The organism is Mesorhizobium sp. M1399, assembly GCF_040317735.1.
Taxonomy (GTDB): Bacteria; Pseudomonadota; Alphaproteobacteria; order Rhizobiales; family Rhizobiaceae; genus Mesorhizobium.
Genome location: NZ_JAMYKZ010000016.1, coordinates 95204 through 111432, shown reverse-complemented (window position 1 = coordinate 111432; position 16229 = coordinate 95204). Strand labels below are relative to the sequence as shown.

The window sequence follows — 16229 nt, the reverse complement described above, 5'->3', positions numbered from 1 at the left end:
AGCGAGGAAGCTGGAGGTTATGGCCCCGGCGACAGGGCCGGCAAAGGCGCGCATCCTGGCCGTGGATGACGACGAGCGCAATCTGCTGGCGATCGGCGAGGTTCTGGCCCCTGTCGGCGAAGTCGTCTGCGTGCAGTCGGGCGAAGAGGCGCTGCGCGCTCTGCTGAAAGAGGATTTCGCAGTCATCCTGCTGGATGTGCTGATGCCTCGGCTGGACGGCTACGAGACCGCTGGATTGATTCGCCAGCGCGAGCAATCCAGGCGAACGCCGATAATCTTTCTCACCGCCATCAACAAGGAAGACGCCCACATGCTGCGCGGCTATGACGCCGGCGCGGTGGATTACGTGTTCAAGCCCTTCGACCCGGCCATGCTGCGTTCCAAGGTAGCCGTGTTCGTCGAACTTCATGAGAAGACGCTCGAAATCCAGCAAAAGGCGGCTGCCGAGCAACGGCTGCTGGCCCAGGCACTGCAGGCGCAGCAGGAAAAACTCGAGGCCGAGCGGGCGCTGCGTAGCGCCCAGGAGCGGCAGCATGCCATTTTGAGCTCTCTTCCGGTCTGCTTCCACGCAAGGGCGGCGGAGCCGCCGTTCGGCGCCAGCTTTGTGACTGAAGGGGTCGAACGCTTGACCGGCTTTCCTGCCGAACGGCTGACCTCCGATCCAGGCTTCGGCCTAAGCCGGGTTCATCCCGACGATCTGCCGAGAGTGAGGCAAGCCCTGCTCGCAGCCAAGGCCATCGGCTCCTACACCTGCGAATTCCGCTGGCAATGCGCCGACGGAAATTACCGGATTTTCCTCGACCAGGGCGTCCTGTCGAACGGTTCCGATGGCCAGAGGCCCGAGATCCTCGGCACATTGCTGGACGTTACCGAGCGGCGCGAGCTTGAGAACCAGCTGCTGCAATCGCAGCGCCTCGACGCGATTGGCAAGCTTACCGGCGGCCTGGCGCATGATTTCAACAATCTGCTTGCCGCAATTCTCAGCGGATTGGGATTGCTCGAGCGCCACGCCGAGTTCGATGGACAGGCCAGGCAAGTTCTGGAACTGACGCGCCGGTCGGCAAAACAAGGCGCCGAGCTCGTCAACCGCATGCTTGCGTTCTCGCGCCGCCAGACACTGAGGCCGCAGGCCGTGCGCCTCGCTGCGCTTGGCGGCACCATGAACGGGTTGGTGGCCCCGGTTCTGGGCGGCCTGATCCGTTTCGATTGGCTTGTCGACGACACGGTGTGGCCGGCGCATGTCGATGCCGGCCAGCTGGAGCTGGCGCTGATGAACCTGGTTTTCAACGCGCGCGATGCCATGCCGTCCGGCGGCACGATAATCGTGGAGGCGCAAAATCGAACGCTAGGCAGTGCAGCCGAGGATATTTCGGCGGGCGACTATGTCGTGGTCACCGTCAAGGATACGGGGTCGGGCATACCGGCCGACATTCTCGCCAAGGTCGTCGAACCGTTCTTCACCACAAAACCGGTCGGCAAGGGCACTGGCCTCGGTCTGAGCACGGTGCATGGCTTCGTCAAGCAATCGGGCGGCACGCTCCGCATTGAGAGCACCGTCGGCAGTGGAACATCCGTCCAGCTCTGGCTGCCGCGTTCAATCGAGCGCCCGGTGGAAATCGCCGACAAGTCCGATGCCGACAACACCGTCGTGAATGCCGGCGAGGACTATCCGTCGGTCCTGCTGATTGACGACAGCAATGTACTGCGGGAACTGACGGCGCAATCGCTTCGCCAACATGGCTTTGCGGTTACCTGCGCCGGGGGCGGTGCGGAAGCGCTGGCGATGATCGAGCGGGCGCCGTACGATTTCGATGTCATCGTCACCGATTTTGCCATGCCGCTCGTCTCGGGGCTCGAGGTCATCCGGTTCGCCCGCAATCTGCGGTCCGATTGGCCGGCGGTGATGATAACCGGATATGCCGACGCCGACGCGATCGCCGACCGGCCCCCCGACGTGCCGCTGCTCGGCAAACCGCTGCGCGAAAAGGACCTGATGGAGAGCATTCTTGCAGCGGCTGCGCGCGCCGGATCGCCGAGGGCCAAGCAGGCCAGCCGGTGAAAGGCGGACCATTGGAACCTGATCCATGGGTTGCCGTTGGGTAGGTCTCTGGCTGCGCTAGGATCGGAGGAGAGACTGATGGCGACAGCGGACTGGCCTCTTCCTGAACGCTTCACCTTTCAAGGGAACTCGATCGCCTGGGGCGCGATGGGCGAGGGCTCACCCGCGGTATTGCTGCATGGCACGCCTTTCTCATCGTCGGCATGGCGTAGAATTGCGCCTTTGCTCGGCCAACAGAGGCGAATCTATTGCTTTGACATGCTCGGCTATGGTCGATCTGATAAACCCGATAGCGACGTGTCTCGTGGCATTCAGAACGAGCTTTTCGCGGCCCTTTACGATCATTGGGGCCTGCGTGCCCCCGATGTCGTCGCGCATGATTTCGGCGGCTCAACAGCGTTACGCGGTCATTTGCTCAATGGGCTCGACTATCGGTCGCTGGTGCTGATCGATCCGGTCGCAATCAGCCCGCAAGGCTCACCACTTGTTCAGGCCGCCAAGAAACACGAGGCGGTCTTTTCCGGCCTTCCGCACTACATTCATGAAGCAATCCTGCGCGCCTATATCGGCGCCGCCGTAGCGAATGCGCTGCGCGAGGAAGAGATGGCGCTCTACCTCGCGCCGTGGCTGGGAGCCGAAGGTCAAAAAGCTTTCTGGCGCCAGGTCGCTCAGATGGATGACAAATACTCGCAAGAGGTCGAGTGGCGCTACGGCGAGATTCGTTGCCCCGTTGCCATCCTGTGGGGCGAGGACGACCAGTGGATTCCCATCGATGACGGTCGCGAGCTCGCGCGCCGCATTTCGAGTGCTTCCTTCCATGTCGTGCCGAACGCGAAGCATCTTATGCAGGAGGACGCGCCGGAAGCGATCGTGGCGACAGTGCTTGGCTTCTGGCGAGACCTGGAGGAGCGGGCAAATGTCCGCAAAAAACCGGCTTCGGCCGCTCGATCTCCATCGCGTCAATGAAGGCTTTGGGCGATCGGTTTGATCCGGTTGCCGATGCCAAGGACAGGAATCCACCCCTTAGCGGCAGTCTCGAATCGAAACGGTACGTTCGTATCTTTGACCCTAGCAGCATCCAGCCTGTGCGCAACACGGAGCGCCGGCCATGGCGCGCTCGACGGGCTGTGATGCGGTTGATAAGCCCTCTCCCCAAGGAGAGTCGGACATGACCGTTGCGATCGAGATGGGCCAGACGAGCGCGGGCGCCCCGGCGGCGCTGGATCTTGAGGAACTGCTGGCGACGCGGCTTCTGGTGCAGGGCAATTCGGGTTCCGGCAAATCCCATCTGCTGCGCCGGCTCTTGGAGCAGAGTGCGCCCTGGGTACAGCAGACCATCATCGATCCCGAAGGCGACTTCGTCACGCTTGGCGACCGTTTCGGCCATCTGGTGATCGATGCCGAGGAGCATACCGAGCGCGGCCTGCAGAGCGCCGGCGAGCGGGCGCGCATCCACCGCGTCTCCACGGTGCTCAATCTCGAAGGGCTCGACGCCGAGAACCAGATGCGGCGCGCCGCCGCCTTTCTCGGCGGGCTGTTCGAGGTCGCCCGCGACCACTGGTATCCGATGCTGGTGGTGGTAGACGAGGCGCAGCTGTTCGCGCCGGCGGTTGCCGGCGAGGTTTCCGACGAGGCGCGCAAACTCTCGCTCGGCGCCATGACCAATTTGATGTGCCGTGGCCGCAAGCGCGGGCTGGCCGGCATCATCGCCACCCAGCGGCTGGCCAAGCTCGCCAAGAACGTCGCCGCCGAGGCTTCCAATTTCCTCATGGGCCGGACTTTTCTGGACATCGACATGGCGCGAGCCGCCGATCTTCTCGGCATGGAGCGGCGCCAGGCGGAGGCTTTTCGCGACCTCGAGCGCGGGCAGTTCATGGCGCTCGGCCCGGCGCTGTCGCGCCGTCCGCTCGGTCTGCGCATCGGCCCGACCGATACGAGTCCGCGCAACGCGACCCCGCGCCTGATGCCGCTGCCGGAATCGGCGCTGGAGGATGCCCGCGCGATCATCCTGGCGGCCCCGCCGCCGGAAACCGTCCGGCCGCAGCGCCGCTCCTCGCCGGACCTGCTCGATCAGCTGATGGCGGCGAAATCGGCGGCGCTGGAAATCCGCCCCGAACCGGTGGAGCCGCCGATCAGCGCCGAGGATCTGGCGGAGCGGCGCGAGCGCGTCGACCGGGTGCTGCGCGCCGTGCTGGCGCAGCCCGATGCCGGCTTCCGCGTCATCGGCGTGCTCTATCAGGAGTTCGTCGTCCGCTGCCGCATAGAAGGCCTCGCCTCGGTCGTGCCGGACCTGCCGGAGTTCCGCCGCATGCTGACGCGCGCCCGCGCCGGGCTCGGCTCCGACATGATAGGCGACGATGCCTGGCAGGACGTCTCGGCGCGCGCCTCGCTGCTGCCCGAGGACATGCAAGGCGTCTTCATGATGATCGCCCGCGCGGCGAAGGAAGGCTGGCCCTGCCCGAGCGACGCCGCGATCGCCCGCGCCTACGGCTCGCACTCGCTACGCCGCGCACGGCGCCTGCTGACCTATATCGAGGAGCAGAGGCTGATCGTGTGTCAGCTTGACGGGGGCGGACGGCGGACGGTGACGCTCGTGGAGCTGGCCTGGGCGACGGCGCCGGGCGATCCGAATGCGGTGGAGGCGGAGCAGCGGAGTGCGGTGGGGTGAGGCGGCGGCCGAGCGCGGTCTTCATCATACGACGACGATTGGCGCGACGCAGATCCGCTATTGTAAGTTGTTCGACGCTACAGCACTCCCTCTTGCCGACGGCGCTTTACATATCTTCTAAATTACCAGCGGGTCGGTTTGTCAATGAAGAGATCAGCCGCGATCAACTGACGAAGACAAGAAATACGGCAGGACTGTAGCGCAAATATCCGCCGAACCTACGCTACCTCCGCCGATTACCCCTTCGGTTCATTCTGTTGACATCTCCTGCTTCTGGAGAGATGGTAAGATACTACGCGGCGGCCCTTTTTCCGAAGATTTTATTCTGCAGCTTTATCAAAGGATTTTGGCAATGCGTTTGTCTCGATCGCGCCGACTTATGGCCATCGCTTTGACGGCAATCGCAGCCGTCACCCTTCCCTCTTATGGACATGCCGAGGACAAGCTGCTGACGGAAGCGGTGCAGTTCAACGGTACGATCCTGTATCTCTCCACCAAGGTGCCTGGCCTGATCTTCGGCGCCGTCCGCAACGGCGAGACGGCCTTGGCCGGTTTCGGCAAGATTGCCGACGGGAGTGAAAAAGTGCCCGACGGCGACACAATGTTCCGCATCGCGTCCGTGAGCAAAGTGTTCTGCGGCGGTGTGCTTTCCTCGCTGGCGATCGACGGCAAGGTACAACTCACCGACCGGCTGCAGGATCGCCTTGGCTGGGACGTCACGCTCCCGGAGAAGGACGGCCGCGCCCTCCGCCTGATCGATCTCGTCGCGCAAGCTTCCGGCCTTCCGCGGGAGGTGCCAGTGGCCGAGGCGCCCCCCTCAGACCCTTTCTCTACGAACACCAAAGAGGCGCAGATTGCCGCCCTCAAGGACAATCCGCTGCTGTTCGCGCCGGGCACCGCCGTTCTCTATTCGAACTTCGGATACGACCTCCTCGGAGCGGCGCTCGCGAATGTCTGGAAAGCCTTATGCCGAGGTCCTTCGAGAGCGTGTCCTCGATCCCCTCGGCATGAAAGACACGGTTTTCAACCCAAGACCGGAGGACGAGCCGCGCCTGATGCAGGGCCATAACTTCGACGGCAGCCCCATGCCAATCGTGCCGACGAGCACAGCCATGGAGTGCGCCGGTGGATTGTACTCGACCGCGGACGACCTGCTGCGCTGGATGAACTGGCATGTCGACAACAAGCCTTCCGCGGCCGACGCCGAGTTGCGCCTTTTGAACCACGCGGCTTTTTTGTACCGGGACGGGCTCGCGTCGGTGATGGGGCTGGATGACGGTGGGCCGATGGACGCCATGGGTCTCGGATGGGTCATCATGCTCCCTAACGAGCATCGCCCGCTCATCCTCCAGAAGAGCGGCGGCCTGCAAGGGATGTTTCTCTATGTTGCGATTGCACCGACACGCGGCGTCGGCGCTTTCTTCGTCATGAACGAATTCAATGCCGCCGGCTTCATGGCTGGGGTCAAGACGACGAACGATCTCGTCGCAGAGATCGCTCCACGCTGATTTTCGCGCTGATCGGGAGGACGTGCGTGATGATTGGCGCTATGGAGGGGCCTGACGGACGGCATATTTCCCGGCAAGGCAAGCGCGACATCGGCTATTTCCGGCCGACCGCTTAGCCTCCTGAGGATGACCTTTGCCGGCTTCATCGCTGCTCACGGCCTGCTCATGCTGCGGCCAAGGTTCTGCCTCTCGCCTCTTCGGCATCCCGCTTTCGTAGCCGACCGCGAATGCCGCGCTGCTCGCAGTCCCGACACCATCAGCCGCCTCTTGGCGCAGCCTGATGCCGGCTTCCGTGTCATCGGCGTGCTCTATCAGGAGTTCGTCGTCCGCTGCCGCATCGAGGGCCTCGCCGCGGTCGTGCCGGACCTGCCGGAGTTCCGCCGCATGCTGACGCGCGCCCGCGCCGGGCTCGGCTCCGATATGGCAGGCGACCACGCCTGGCAGGATGTCTCGGCGCGCGCCTCGCTGCTGCCCGAGGATATGCAAGGCGTCTTCATGATGATCGCCCGCGCCGCTAAGGAGGGCTGGCCCTGCCCGAGCGACGCCGCGATCGCCCGCGCCTACGGCTCGCACTCGCTACGCCGCGCCTGCTGACCTACATCGAGGAGCAGGGGCTGATCGTGTGTCAGCTCGACGGGGTTGGACGGCGGACGGTGACGCTGGTGGAGCTCGCCTGGGCGACCGCGCCGGGCGATCCGAATGCGGCGGAGGCGGAGCAGGGGAGTGCGGTGGTGTGAAGCGGCGGGGCAGGCGCACTGAGAAAGCGCCGCTGGATCAGGCCGGGGTGAAGTCTGCTTTGCGCCGCATTAACGTCATTCTCCATTCGAAGCGCTCAGGCCGGAAGCTGCCGTGCGTAAGACGCCCAGTCATTGCCCGCCGCGGATAAGTTTGCAGCTGGACAATAATGGCCAGCCGGGGCGATCCCCGGTATTTAGCGTTGCTTCGGCGAGTCAATACTGAGCCTGCGCTTACGCGTCATTCCTCTCGACAAGACCAACGGCTGGATGCGATCGAGCGCAGGCGGGTTCAGTTGGTGCTGGTTGTGGCGGTGAACCCGCACTGCTTCTGTTCCATATCGATCTGCTTCGTGATGCGGACGGCGTTCTGTGCGTAGGCCTCCGTTACGGAGCCACTATTCACGGTCTTGTCCTTCAGCGGACTCACGCCTGCGCAGAGGTGGAAAACATGCGGCTCGGTGGACTTCGCGGCTCCGTTTTCGGGCGCGATCCAGTAGACGACATCCTGACCGGCGGGGTGGCTCGCGTCCCGCGTCGCCGCCGCCACCGCAGCGGTGTCCGTCGCGATCGCCTGCGCCTGAGCGGCGACGTCGGGCGAACAGGCGGTGGTGGGCTGCCCCGACTTGATTTGAGCTGCGCATGCGTTCATATCCTGGGTGTACTGTTCGACCGATGGGGGTTTGAAACTGATCCCCATGACCGTCGCGAGCACGGCCAGCGCAGCGCCGATGCCGCCGGCAACCTTCTTGGTCTGCGGATCCATGTTTTTGTCGGTGAGGATCAGGAAAACCAGCGGGAGGAAGGCAATCAGCGTGATGATTGCGCCGAGCTGGTTTTGGAAGAAGAACCTGGCCGCGTCGGATGCACGGGCCGGATCGTGCCTGTTGGCCGCCTTCCACAGCAAGTTGCCGGCGATTGCGAAAATCGCGATGCCGACCAGAAGGCCGATGATCAGCGGCAGGTGTCCCTGGTCGAACTTGTTCTGGCGAAGCAGAATAATCCCGTAGATCTCGCCGCCAATGGCGACGATCCACGAGAGTGCGGCGAAAAGGCGAAGACGCGTGGCGGAGGACTTCTGGCCCTGCGTCGCTTGCCAATCCTTGGTAACGTCTGGCTTGTTGTCGGTCATCGACCAGATCCCCTGATATCGACACTTCTGCAGGCGGCAACCCGCCCTGCGCAGCGTCATTGAACGAACGTCACCTGCCTCAGCGACGCGGCGAAAATGTGAGCGCCACGGCAGGCCTCCCCATCCATATTGCGCATGAGTGAATCCGTCCATACCCACGGAGGCAGACGCCTGTGCGGCGATGGCTCCGTTCTTCTTAATCTCTGGCTCGAACTTGACGCTGCCTTGCCTCGCTTCCCTGGCGATCCGGTAGAAGCCGCGGTGGTCACAGGACCGGTCGAAAGCAACGTCGGCAGATCCGAACTGAGGCCGGATCGATGGTCCAAGGACCTAAAAGCGGCCAGTCCGCTTGCGTGAAAAGCAGCCATTCAGGATTTGGTCTGCGACGGTCGGCTTAGGGTCAAAAGCAGCTGGTGGTGTCGCGCCCCCTATCTCTTCTCCACAAGCCGCAAACAAGCCGCCGCCACAAACAGCACGATCAGCCCAACAAAATCCGCCGCGTGCCTTCCGGGGCATCTGCAGGTCAGCAGCGTCGTCAGTACGGTGAGGATCAGCGCGCCGATGATTGTGCCGATGTAGCCGCCGCGGCCGCCGAAGATCGAGGTTCCGCCGATCACGGCGGCGGCCACCGAAGGCAGCACCAGCGGTTCGGCAAGCGACGGCGCCTTGACCGGGCCGATGTAGAGCAGTGCCGGCGAGCAGGCCCGAGATGACGTAGAGCGGTGATCGCCTGCCAATAGCGGACGCCGGACAGGCGCGTTGCCCGTTCGTTGTCGCCGACGGCATCGAGCAGAAGGGCAAGGCCGGTCCGGCTCAAGGTGAAGGCCGGTGCCGAGCCCGCGACGTCAAGTTCGTCGCCACGGCCGTCGCGTCCAATGCCTCAGGCGGCGCCTGAACGCTGGCTTTGTTTGCGTGAATCTCGCCATGCCGCATTGCACAATCGCCTCGCCTGCGCAAAATGCGGCATGATCCGCAAATCCCTCACTGTCCTGGTGATCGATGAAAACCACATCCGCGCTTCGATAATCGAGGCAGGACTGCGGGAGGCCGGGCATCAGCAGGTCACGGTCATCCATGACGTCGCCGGCATAGCGCGGCGGATCGCCGAGATCGAACCCGACGTGATCGTCATCGACCTCGAAAATCCCAACCGCGACATGCTCGAAAACATGTTCCAGCTGTCGCGCGTGGTGAAGCGGCCGATCGCCATGTTCGTCGATCGCTCGGATCAGGCTTCGATCGAGGCAGCGGTGGAGGCGGGGGTCTCAGCCTATGTCGTCGACGGCCTGCGTCAGGAGCGGGTCAAGCCGATCCTCGACATGGCGATCAGCCGCTTTAACGCGTTTTCGCGCATGGCGCGCGAACTGGAAGAGGCCCGCAGCGAATTGGAAAGCCGCAAGGTGATCGATCGCGCCAAGGGCATATTGATGAAGTCGCGCGGCTTGTCGGAGGACGCGGCCTATACGCTGCTGCGCAAGACCGCCATGAACCAGAACCGCAAGATCGGCGAAATCGCCCAGAGCCTGGTGACGGCGGCAGGCCTTCTGGATCCCGAGGAGAGTTGACGATGGCGGCCGAGCACCGGATCAATGCTGGCTTCATGCCGCTCTTCGACAGCGCTGTCCTCGTTGCGGCAAAGGAAATCGGCTTCGCGCTGCGCGAAGGCATCGATCTGACGCTCAACCGGGAAACATCCTGGGCCAACATCCGTGACCGCATCGCCATCGGCCATTTCGATCTCGCGCATATGCTGGGGCCGATGCCGATCGCCTGCAATCTGGGGCTGACGCCGCTCGCCTCCGACACGGTCGTGCCGTTCTCGCTCGGCCTTGGCGGGAATTGCGTCACGGTTTCGAACGCGGTCTGGGCGGGCATGGCCGCGCACGGCGCCCGACCCGACCTCGATCCGGCGCGGGCCGGCAGGGCGTTGGGGGCGCTGATCCGCAAACGGGCGAATGCCGGCGGCGATCCGCTTCGCTTCGCCGTCGTCCATCCGCACTCCGGGCACAATTACGAACTGCGCTACTGGCTCGCCGCCTGCGGCATCGACCCGTCGCATGAGATCGAAATCGTCATCGTGCCGCCCCCCTTCATGGCGGACGCGCTCGCCGCCGGCAGGATCGACGGCTACTGCGTCGGCGAACCCTGGAACAGCGCCTCTGTCGTCGCCGGCACCGGCCATATCGCCACGGTCAAGGCGGCCATCTGGAAGACCAGCCCGGAGAAAGTCATCGGCGTGCGCAAGGCATGGGCGGAAAAACAGCCGGACGCGCTTTCGGCCCTGCTGCGCGCGCTGCATCATGCGGCGCGCTGGTGCCAGGATCCGGCAAACCGCGGCGAACTCACGGCCCTGATGGCGCAGCCGGCCCTCCTCGGCCTGGCGCCAGCGCTGCAGATGCCAATCCTCAGCGGTCATCTTGCGCTCGGCGGCGGCGCCGAACTGAGCGTCGGCGACTTCTTTCTGCCCTTCGACAAGGCGGCAAACTTCCCGTGGAAGAGCCATGCGCTGTGGTTCTACACGCAGATGGTGCGCTGGGGGCATGTCGCGCACACGCCGGAAAACCTCGCTGTTGCCCGCGACTGCTACCGCCCCGATCTCTACCGCTCGGCGTTGAAGCCGCTTGGCGTGGCGCTTCCCGGTGCTAATGCCAAGGTCGAGGGCGCGCTGAAGGCCGCGACTCCAGTTGGTTCGGCGGGGGCAAGCCTGGTGCTCGGTCCCGACGGGTTCTTCGATGGCCAGATATTCGATCCCGACGAGATCGACGCCTACATTGCCGGCCAGAAATTGGCGCGCGCCGAAGCCTGATCATTTCCGCGCCATTCTTGTGCACTGCACAAAAAATGTGCGTGCAACTGCGCTAATGAACAATCCTTAGCTTGCGCGCCCAGCGGGCCGGCGCGCCGACGATTGTTGTATGTCATTGATCTCATTGATGTTTACCATCCATTCCGAAACTGGCACGGTTCCTGCATTGCAATAGGCAGACTCTTCTCGGGGTCACGGAATACGCGTCCAATGGCGGGCGCTACAGGCAAAGCTGCCGCTCAGGTCAACACGCGATCCCGGATGACGGACGCGCGCGGCCTGGCTGGCGGCTTTTTGTTTTGGTCGAACACGCAATCGACGGCGCCGATCCCAAGCCGCGCCCAACCGGAGATGACGATGACGAAACGCACCAATAGCCATTCCGCCCAACCGGCGATCAGCCGCCGCGATTTCCTGAGGATCAGCGCGACCACCGCGGCAACGCTGGCGGCGGCGCGTGCGCTGCTGCCCTCCGGCGCCTATGCGGCACCCGCCGCGCCGGAAGTCACCGGCGCCAAGCTCGGCTTCATTGCGCTGACCGATGCGGCACCGCTGATGATTGCCAAGGAAAAAGGCCTGTTCGAGAAATTCGGCATGCCCGATGTCGAGGTGCTCAAGCAGGCCTCGTGGGGCGCAACGCGCGACAATCTGGTGCTCGGCGGCGAAGCCAACGGCATTGACGGTGCCCATATCCTGACGCCGATGCCCTATTTGATGCACACCGGCAAGGTGACGCAGAACAAACAGCCGCTGCCGATGGCGATCGTGGCCCGGCTCAACTACGACTGCCAGGGCATTTCCGTCGCCCAGGAATATGCCGCCACCGGCGTCGGCCTCGATGCCTCAAAGCTGAAGGAAGCCTTCGCCGCCAAGAAGGCCGCGGGCAAGGAGGTCAAGGCCGCCATGACCTTCCCGGGCGGAACGCACGACCTCTGGCTGCGCTACTGGCTGGCTGCCGGCGGCATCGATCCCGACAAGGATGTCTCGACCATCGTCGTGCCGCCGCCGCAGATGGTCGCCAACATGAAGGTCGGCAACATGGACGTGTTCTGCGTCGGCGAGCCATGGAACGAGCAGCTCGTCCATCAGGGCGTCGGCTTCACCGCCGCCACCACCGGCGAACTGTGGAAGGGCCATCCGGAAAAGGCGCTCGGCCTGCGCGCCGCCTTCATCGACAAATATCCGAACGCCACCAAGGCGATCCTGATGGCCGTCATGGAGGCCCAGCAATGGTGCGAGGCAAAAGAAAACAAGGACGAGACGGCCGCCATCATCGGCAAGCGGCAGTGGATGAACGTGCCGACCGCCGACATCATCGGCCGCCTCAAGGGCGACATCAACTACGGCAATGGCCGCGTCGCCAACGGCACCGATCTCTACATGAAGTTCTGGCAGGGCGGCGTGTCCTATCCCTTCAAGAGCCACGACAGCTGGTTCCTCGCCGAGAACATCCGCTGGGGCAAGTTCGCGCCGACCACCGACATCAAAGCACTGGTCGGCCAGGTCAACCGTGAGGATCTGTGGCGCGAGGCGGCCAAGGATCTTGGTGTCGCCGCGGCCGATATTCCGGCGTCTTCGTCGCGCGGCACCGAAACCTTCTTCGACGGCAAGATCTTCGATCCGGAGAAACCGTCGGCCTATCTCGACAGCCTGAAGATCAAGGCGTCGGCCTGAGCCCGACATAGATGCGCGACAGTGCGTTGGCAACGCCGCCCGTTGTGCATGTGCTGCCAAGGAGTTTTCGAGAAATGTCTATCCAAGCCATCGAGGACAGCAAGGTGAAGCCGTTCCCCGCGCCGGCCAAGCCCGCCGAGGTCATCGCTTTCACCGCCAGGGCGCGGCGCCGCTTCGACCCGGCCGCGATCGCCGGCAAGCTGGCCAGCACGCTGGTGCCGCCGGTCATTGTCATCACCATCATGCTCGTCGTCTGGCAGGTCGCCTGTTCGTCGCCCACAGCCAGCCTGCCACCGCCAAGCCAGGTGTGGAACGAGGCCTATGACCTGATCGCCCATCCGTTCTTCGACAACGGCCCGCAGGATATCGGGCTCGCCTGGCGGGTGCTGATCTCGCTGCAGCGCGTCGCCGTCGGCTTCGGCCTTGCGGCGATCGTCGGCGTTGCGCTCGGCGCGCTTGTCGGTCAGTCGATCTGGGCGATGCGCGGCCTCGATCCGGTGTTCCAGATCCTGCGCACGGTGCCGCCGCTCGCCTGGCTGCCGCTGTCGCTGGCGGCGTTCCGCGATTCCAGCCCGTCGGCGATCTTCGTCATCTTCATCACCTCGATCTGGCCCATCATCATCAACACCGCGGTCGGCGTCCGCAACATCCCTGAGGACTACCGCAACGTCTCCCGCATCCTCAGGCTCAACCAGTTCGAATTCTTCGTGAAGATCATGGTGCCGGCAGCTGCACCTTACATTTTCACCGGCCTGCGCATCGGCATCGGTCTGTCCTGGCTCGCCATCGTCGCCGCCGAAATGCTGACCGGCGGCGTCGGCATCGGCTTCTTCATCTGGGACGCGTGGAACTCATCGCGGCTGCCCGACATCATCGTCGCGCTCGCCTATATCGGCGTCACCGGCTTCTGCCTCGACCGCCTGGTCGCGGCGGTCGGCGTCTTCGTCACCCGCGGCACAACGGCAAAGTGAGGAGAGGGACGATGACGGCCTATCTGAAACTCGACCACATCGACAAATCCTTCGCCCGCGGCAGCCAGGTCAGCGACGTGCTGAAGGACATCCGGCTGACCATCGACAAAGGTGAATTCGTCTCGATCATCGGCCATTCAGGCTGCGGCAAGTCGACCTTGCTCAACCTGATCGCCGGCCTGACCAAGGTCTCGGCCGGCGCCGTTCTGCTCGAGGACAAGGAGGTCGATAGTCCCGGCCCGGAACGCGCCGTGGTGTTCCAGAACCACAGCCTGCTGCCATGGCTGACCGTCTACGAAAACATCAATTTGGCAGTATCAAAGGTCTTTGGCCGGAGCAGGAGCCGGGCCGAACGGCATGACTGGATCATGCGCAATCTCGATCTCGTGCAGATGGCGCATGCCAAGGATAAACGTCCGGCCGAGATATCGGGCGGCATGAAGCAGCGCGTCGGCATCGCCCGGGCGCTGGCCATGGAGCCGAAGATCCTGCTGCTCGACGAGCCCTTCGGCGCGCTCGACGCGCTGACGCGCGCCCATCTTCAGGACGCGGTGATGGATATCCATTCGAGGCTCGGCTCGACGACGATCATGATCACCCACGATGTCGACGAGGCGGTGCTGTTGTCCGACCGCATCGTCATGATGACCAACGGCCCGGCGGCCACCATCGGCGAGGTGCTTCCCGTGCCGCTGGCCCGGCCGCGTCGGCGGATCGAGCTTTCCTCTGACCGCACCTTCCTGCGCTGCCGCGAGGCGGTGCTGAAATTCCTCTACGAACGCCACCGCTTCGTCGAAGCCGCGGAGTAAGGCAATAACCGGAAAACTCGTCATCATCATTGGCAATCTGCATCGGCAATGGGCAATCTGCCGCATTGCACAAATATTATGCTGCTGTGCAAGGCATTCTGACTAATCTTTGATCCGCTGCCGAGCTTGGTCAAGAGTCGCGCGGCTGCAGTTCACATTGATTTCATTCGATAATTCAGAGCGCTGTCGACTTGGCACGCTTCCTGCTTTTCAAAATGTAGGTCCGCAAGGGCCAAGTGACACGGCGTCCAATGGCGGGCGCTACAGGCAAAGCTGCCGCTCAGGTCCACACGCGCTCCCGGAACTCCGGACGCGAAGACCTGGCCGGCGGCTTTTTTGTTTTGACGCAATCGACGGCGCTGGTCCCAAGCGGCGCCCAACCGGAGACGACGATGACGAAACGGATCGGAACTGGCGCGTCCCTCGCGGACTTCACGCGCCGCGATTTTCTCGCCGTCAGCGCGCTGCGGGCGATGCCGCGCCGCTGACAGTCGCGAACGAACAGCACAAGGGCGGTGCTTCCCACGCCGCTAACCGGAGCCAGAAAATGACCGCAAATCTCCCAGCCGCGCCCAGCCAGGACAGTGCTCCCCGGCAGGCGCTTGTCATGTCCACCATCGCCTTCACCGTCTGCTTCGCGGTGTGGACGATCTTTTCAATCATCGGCGTGCGCATAAAGCAGGAGCTGGGGCTGAACGAGACGGAGTTCGGCCTGCTCGTCGGCACGCCGATCCTCACCGGCTCGCTCGTGCGTATGGTGCTCGGTGTCTGGACCGACCGTTTTGGCGGACGGCTGGTATACACCGCGACCATGCTTGCGGCGGCGGTCGCGACCTTTCTGCTCGCTTTTGCGCACACCTACGGGCAGATGCTGGTCGCTGCGCTGGGCGTCGGGCTCGCTGGCGGTTCCTTCGCCGTCGGTGTCGCCTATGTCTCGCGCTTCTTCCCGGCCGGCAAGCAGGGCACGGCGCTTGGCATTTTCGGTGTCGGCAATGTCGGCGCCGCGGTCACCAAGTTCCTGGCACCGTTCGTGCTTCTCTCCTGGGGCTGGCAGTCGGTCGCGCTGATCTGGGCGGCAGCACTCGTCGTCATGGCCGCCGTCTTCTGGTTCACGACCGGCGACGATCCGGTCATCCGCGAGCGCCGCGCCGGCAAGGCCGCGCCCTCGAGAAGCTTCTGGCAGGAATTCGCGCCGCTCAAGAACCTGCAGGTCTGGCGCTTCGCCTTCTATTATTTCTTCGCCTTCGGTGCATTCGTGGCGCTCTCGCTATGGCTGCCCCGCTACCTGATCGGCGTCTACGGCTTCGGGCTTGCGACCGCCGGTATGATCGGCGCGGCCTATTCAATTCCGGCAAGTATTTTCCGCGCCTATGGCGGCGTGCTTTCCGACCGGATCGGCGCCCGCACCGTGCTCTACTGGACCTTCGCTGTCAGTGCCGCCGCGACTCTCGTTCTGTCTCTCCCCTCGGCAGACTACGTCGTGCGCGGTGTCAGCGGGCCGATCGCCTTCCATTTCGAGGTCGGCCCGCTCGCCTTCATAGCCGTTGCCTGTGTGCTCGGCTTCTTCATGAGCCTTGGCAAGGCTGCCGTCTACAAGCACATCCCGGCTTACTATCCGCAGAGTGTCGGCGCGGTCGGCGGCGTTGTCGGCATGATTGGCGGGCTCGGCGGCTTTATCCTGCCAATCGTCTTCGGCGCGCTCAACGACCTCACCGGCGTCTGGTCGAGCTGCTTCATGCTGCTCTTCGTCATCGTCGCCACCTGCTTTGCCTGGATGCATTTTTCCATCCGGCGGATGGAGCGCACGGCGTCTGACGAAGCTTCAGGCCTTTCCTACGCGGCTGAGTGAGACCGGAGTGGATCAGGAC

General features: G+C 63.8%; 10 protein-coding genes and 3 pseudogenes. 11 read left to right on the top strand and 2 right to left on the bottom strand.

Going from position 1 to position 16229, the window contains the following annotated elements; translation table 11 throughout:
- Window positions 1-19: 19 nt before the first annotated feature.
- The 5 genes and pseudogenes from NKH05_RS25615 to NKH05_RS25595 form a co-directional block, all read left to right on the top strand.
- Window positions 20-2059 carry a PAS domain-containing hybrid sensor histidine kinase/response regulator gene (locus tag NKH05_RS25615; RefSeq protein ID WP_245278536.1) on the top strand — a complete coding sequence of 680 codons (2040 nt, stop codon included), beginning with the start codon at window positions 20-22 and terminating at the stop codon, window positions 2057-2059.
- A 78-nt stretch (window positions 2060-2137) separates the two neighbouring features.
- Window positions 2138-3025 (top strand): alpha/beta fold hydrolase, encoded by an 888-nt coding sequence (locus NKH05_RS25610; RefSeq protein ID WP_352640724.1) that lies wholly within the window; start codon window positions 2138-2140, stop codon window positions 3023-3025.
- Window positions 3026-3227: 202 nt separating this feature from the next.
- Window positions 3228-4727 (top strand): helicase HerA domain-containing protein, encoded by a 1500-nt coding sequence (locus NKH05_RS25605; RefSeq protein ID WP_352495732.1) that lies wholly within the window; start codon window positions 3228-3230, stop codon window positions 4725-4727.
- A 352-nt stretch (window positions 4728-5079) separates the two neighbouring features.
- Window positions 5080-6235 (top strand): annotated as a pseudogene (gene ampH, locus NKH05_RS25600) (D-alanyl-D-alanine-carboxypeptidase/endopeptidase AmpH).
- A 267-nt stretch (window positions 6236-6502) separates the two neighbouring features.
- Window positions 6503-6972 (top strand): annotated as a pseudogene (locus NKH05_RS25595) (ATP-binding protein); the annotation flags it as partial.
- 289 nt (window positions 6973-7261) lie between these two features.
- Here NKH05_RS25595 and NKH05_RS25590 read toward each other — a convergent pair.
- Window positions 7262-8101, bottom strand: coding sequence for a hypothetical protein (locus NKH05_RS25590; RefSeq protein ID WP_352495733.1), 840 nt, complete (start codon window positions 8099-8101; stop codon window positions 7262-7264).
- A gap of 428 nt (window positions 8102-8529) precedes the next feature.
- Window positions 8530-8924: pseudogene (locus tag NKH05_RS25585) on the bottom strand (ABC transporter permease subunit); the annotation flags it as partial.
- 142 nt (window positions 8925-9066) lie between these two features.
- Between NKH05_RS25585 and NKH05_RS25580 the strand changes: the two are divergent.
- From NKH05_RS25580 to NKH05_RS25555, 6 genes are all read left to right on the top strand, one after another.
- A complete protein-coding gene (locus NKH05_RS25580) occupies window positions 9067-9666 on the top strand; it encodes an ANTAR domain-containing response regulator (RefSeq protein WP_352483956.1) in 600 nt (199 codons plus the stop codon).
- A 2-nt stretch (window positions 9667-9668) separates the two neighbouring features.
- Window positions 9669-10907 (top strand): CmpA/NrtA family ABC transporter substrate-binding protein, encoded by a 1239-nt coding sequence (locus NKH05_RS25575; RefSeq protein WP_352483957.1) that lies wholly within the window; start codon window positions 9669-9671, stop codon window positions 10905-10907.
- A 357-nt stretch (window positions 10908-11264) separates the two neighbouring features.
- Window positions 11265-12581: a CmpA/NrtA family ABC transporter substrate-binding protein gene (locus tag NKH05_RS25570; RefSeq protein ID WP_353026344.1), complete on the top strand. Its 1317-nt coding sequence runs from the start codon at window positions 11265-11267 to the stop codon at window positions 12579-12581.
- 74 nt (window positions 12582-12655) lie between these two features.
- A complete protein-coding gene (gene ntrB, locus NKH05_RS25565) occupies window positions 12656-13552 on the top strand; it encodes a nitrate ABC transporter permease (protein WP_352483959.1) in 897 nt (298 codons plus the stop codon).
- Between the two features lie 11 nt (window positions 13553-13563).
- Window positions 13564-14361 (top strand): ABC transporter ATP-binding protein, encoded by a 798-nt coding sequence (locus tag NKH05_RS25560; protein WP_352483960.1) that lies wholly within the window; start codon window positions 13564-13566, stop codon window positions 14359-14361.
- A 547-nt stretch (window positions 14362-14908) separates the two neighbouring features.
- The gene (locus tag NKH05_RS25555; RefSeq protein ID WP_352483961.1) at window positions 14909-16210 is read left to right on the top strand and encodes an MFS transporter; all 1302 of its coding nucleotides are present in this window, start codon (window positions 14909-14911) and stop codon (window positions 16208-16210) included.
- The last annotated feature ends 19 nt before the right edge of the window (window positions 16211-16229 follow it).

What these genes read in the sequence shown, in the direction of transcription:
- NKH05_RS25615 (WP_245278536.1), top strand. Translation starts at nt 20, where the DNA reads ATGGCCCCGGCGACAGGGCCGGCAAAGGCGCGCATCCTGGCCGTGGAT.
- NKH05_RS25610 (WP_352640724.1), top strand. Translation starts at nt 2,138, where the DNA reads ATGGCGACAGCGGACTGGCCTCTTCCTGAACGCTTCACCTTTCAAGGG.
- NKH05_RS25605 (WP_352495732.1), top strand. Translation starts at nt 3,228, where the DNA reads ATGACCGTTGCGATCGAGATGGGCCAGACGAGCGCGGGCGCCCCGGCG.
- NKH05_RS25590 (WP_352495733.1), bottom strand. Translation starts at nt 8,101, where the DNA reads ATGACCGACAACAAGCCAGACGTTACCAAGGATTGGCAAGCGACGCAG.
- NKH05_RS25580 (WP_352483956.1), top strand. Translation starts at nt 9,067, where the DNA reads ATGATCCGCAAATCCCTCACTGTCCTGGTGATCGATGAAAACCACATC.
- NKH05_RS25575 (WP_352483957.1), top strand. Translation starts at nt 9,669, where the DNA reads ATGGCGGCCGAGCACCGGATCAATGCTGGCTTCATGCCGCTCTTCGAC.
- NKH05_RS25570 (WP_353026344.1), top strand. Translation starts at nt 11,265, where the DNA reads ATGACGAAACGCACCAATAGCCATTCCGCCCAACCGGCGATCAGCCGC.
- ntrB (WP_352483959.1), top strand. Translation starts at nt 12,656, where the DNA reads ATGTCTATCCAAGCCATCGAGGACAGCAAGGTGAAGCCGTTCCCCGCG.
- NKH05_RS25560 (WP_352483960.1), top strand. Translation starts at nt 13,564, where the DNA reads ATGACGGCCTATCTGAAACTCGACCACATCGACAAATCCTTCGCCCGC.
- NKH05_RS25555 (WP_352483961.1), top strand. Translation starts at nt 14,909, where the DNA reads ATGACCGCAAATCTCCCAGCCGCGCCCAGCCAGGACAGTGCTCCCCGG.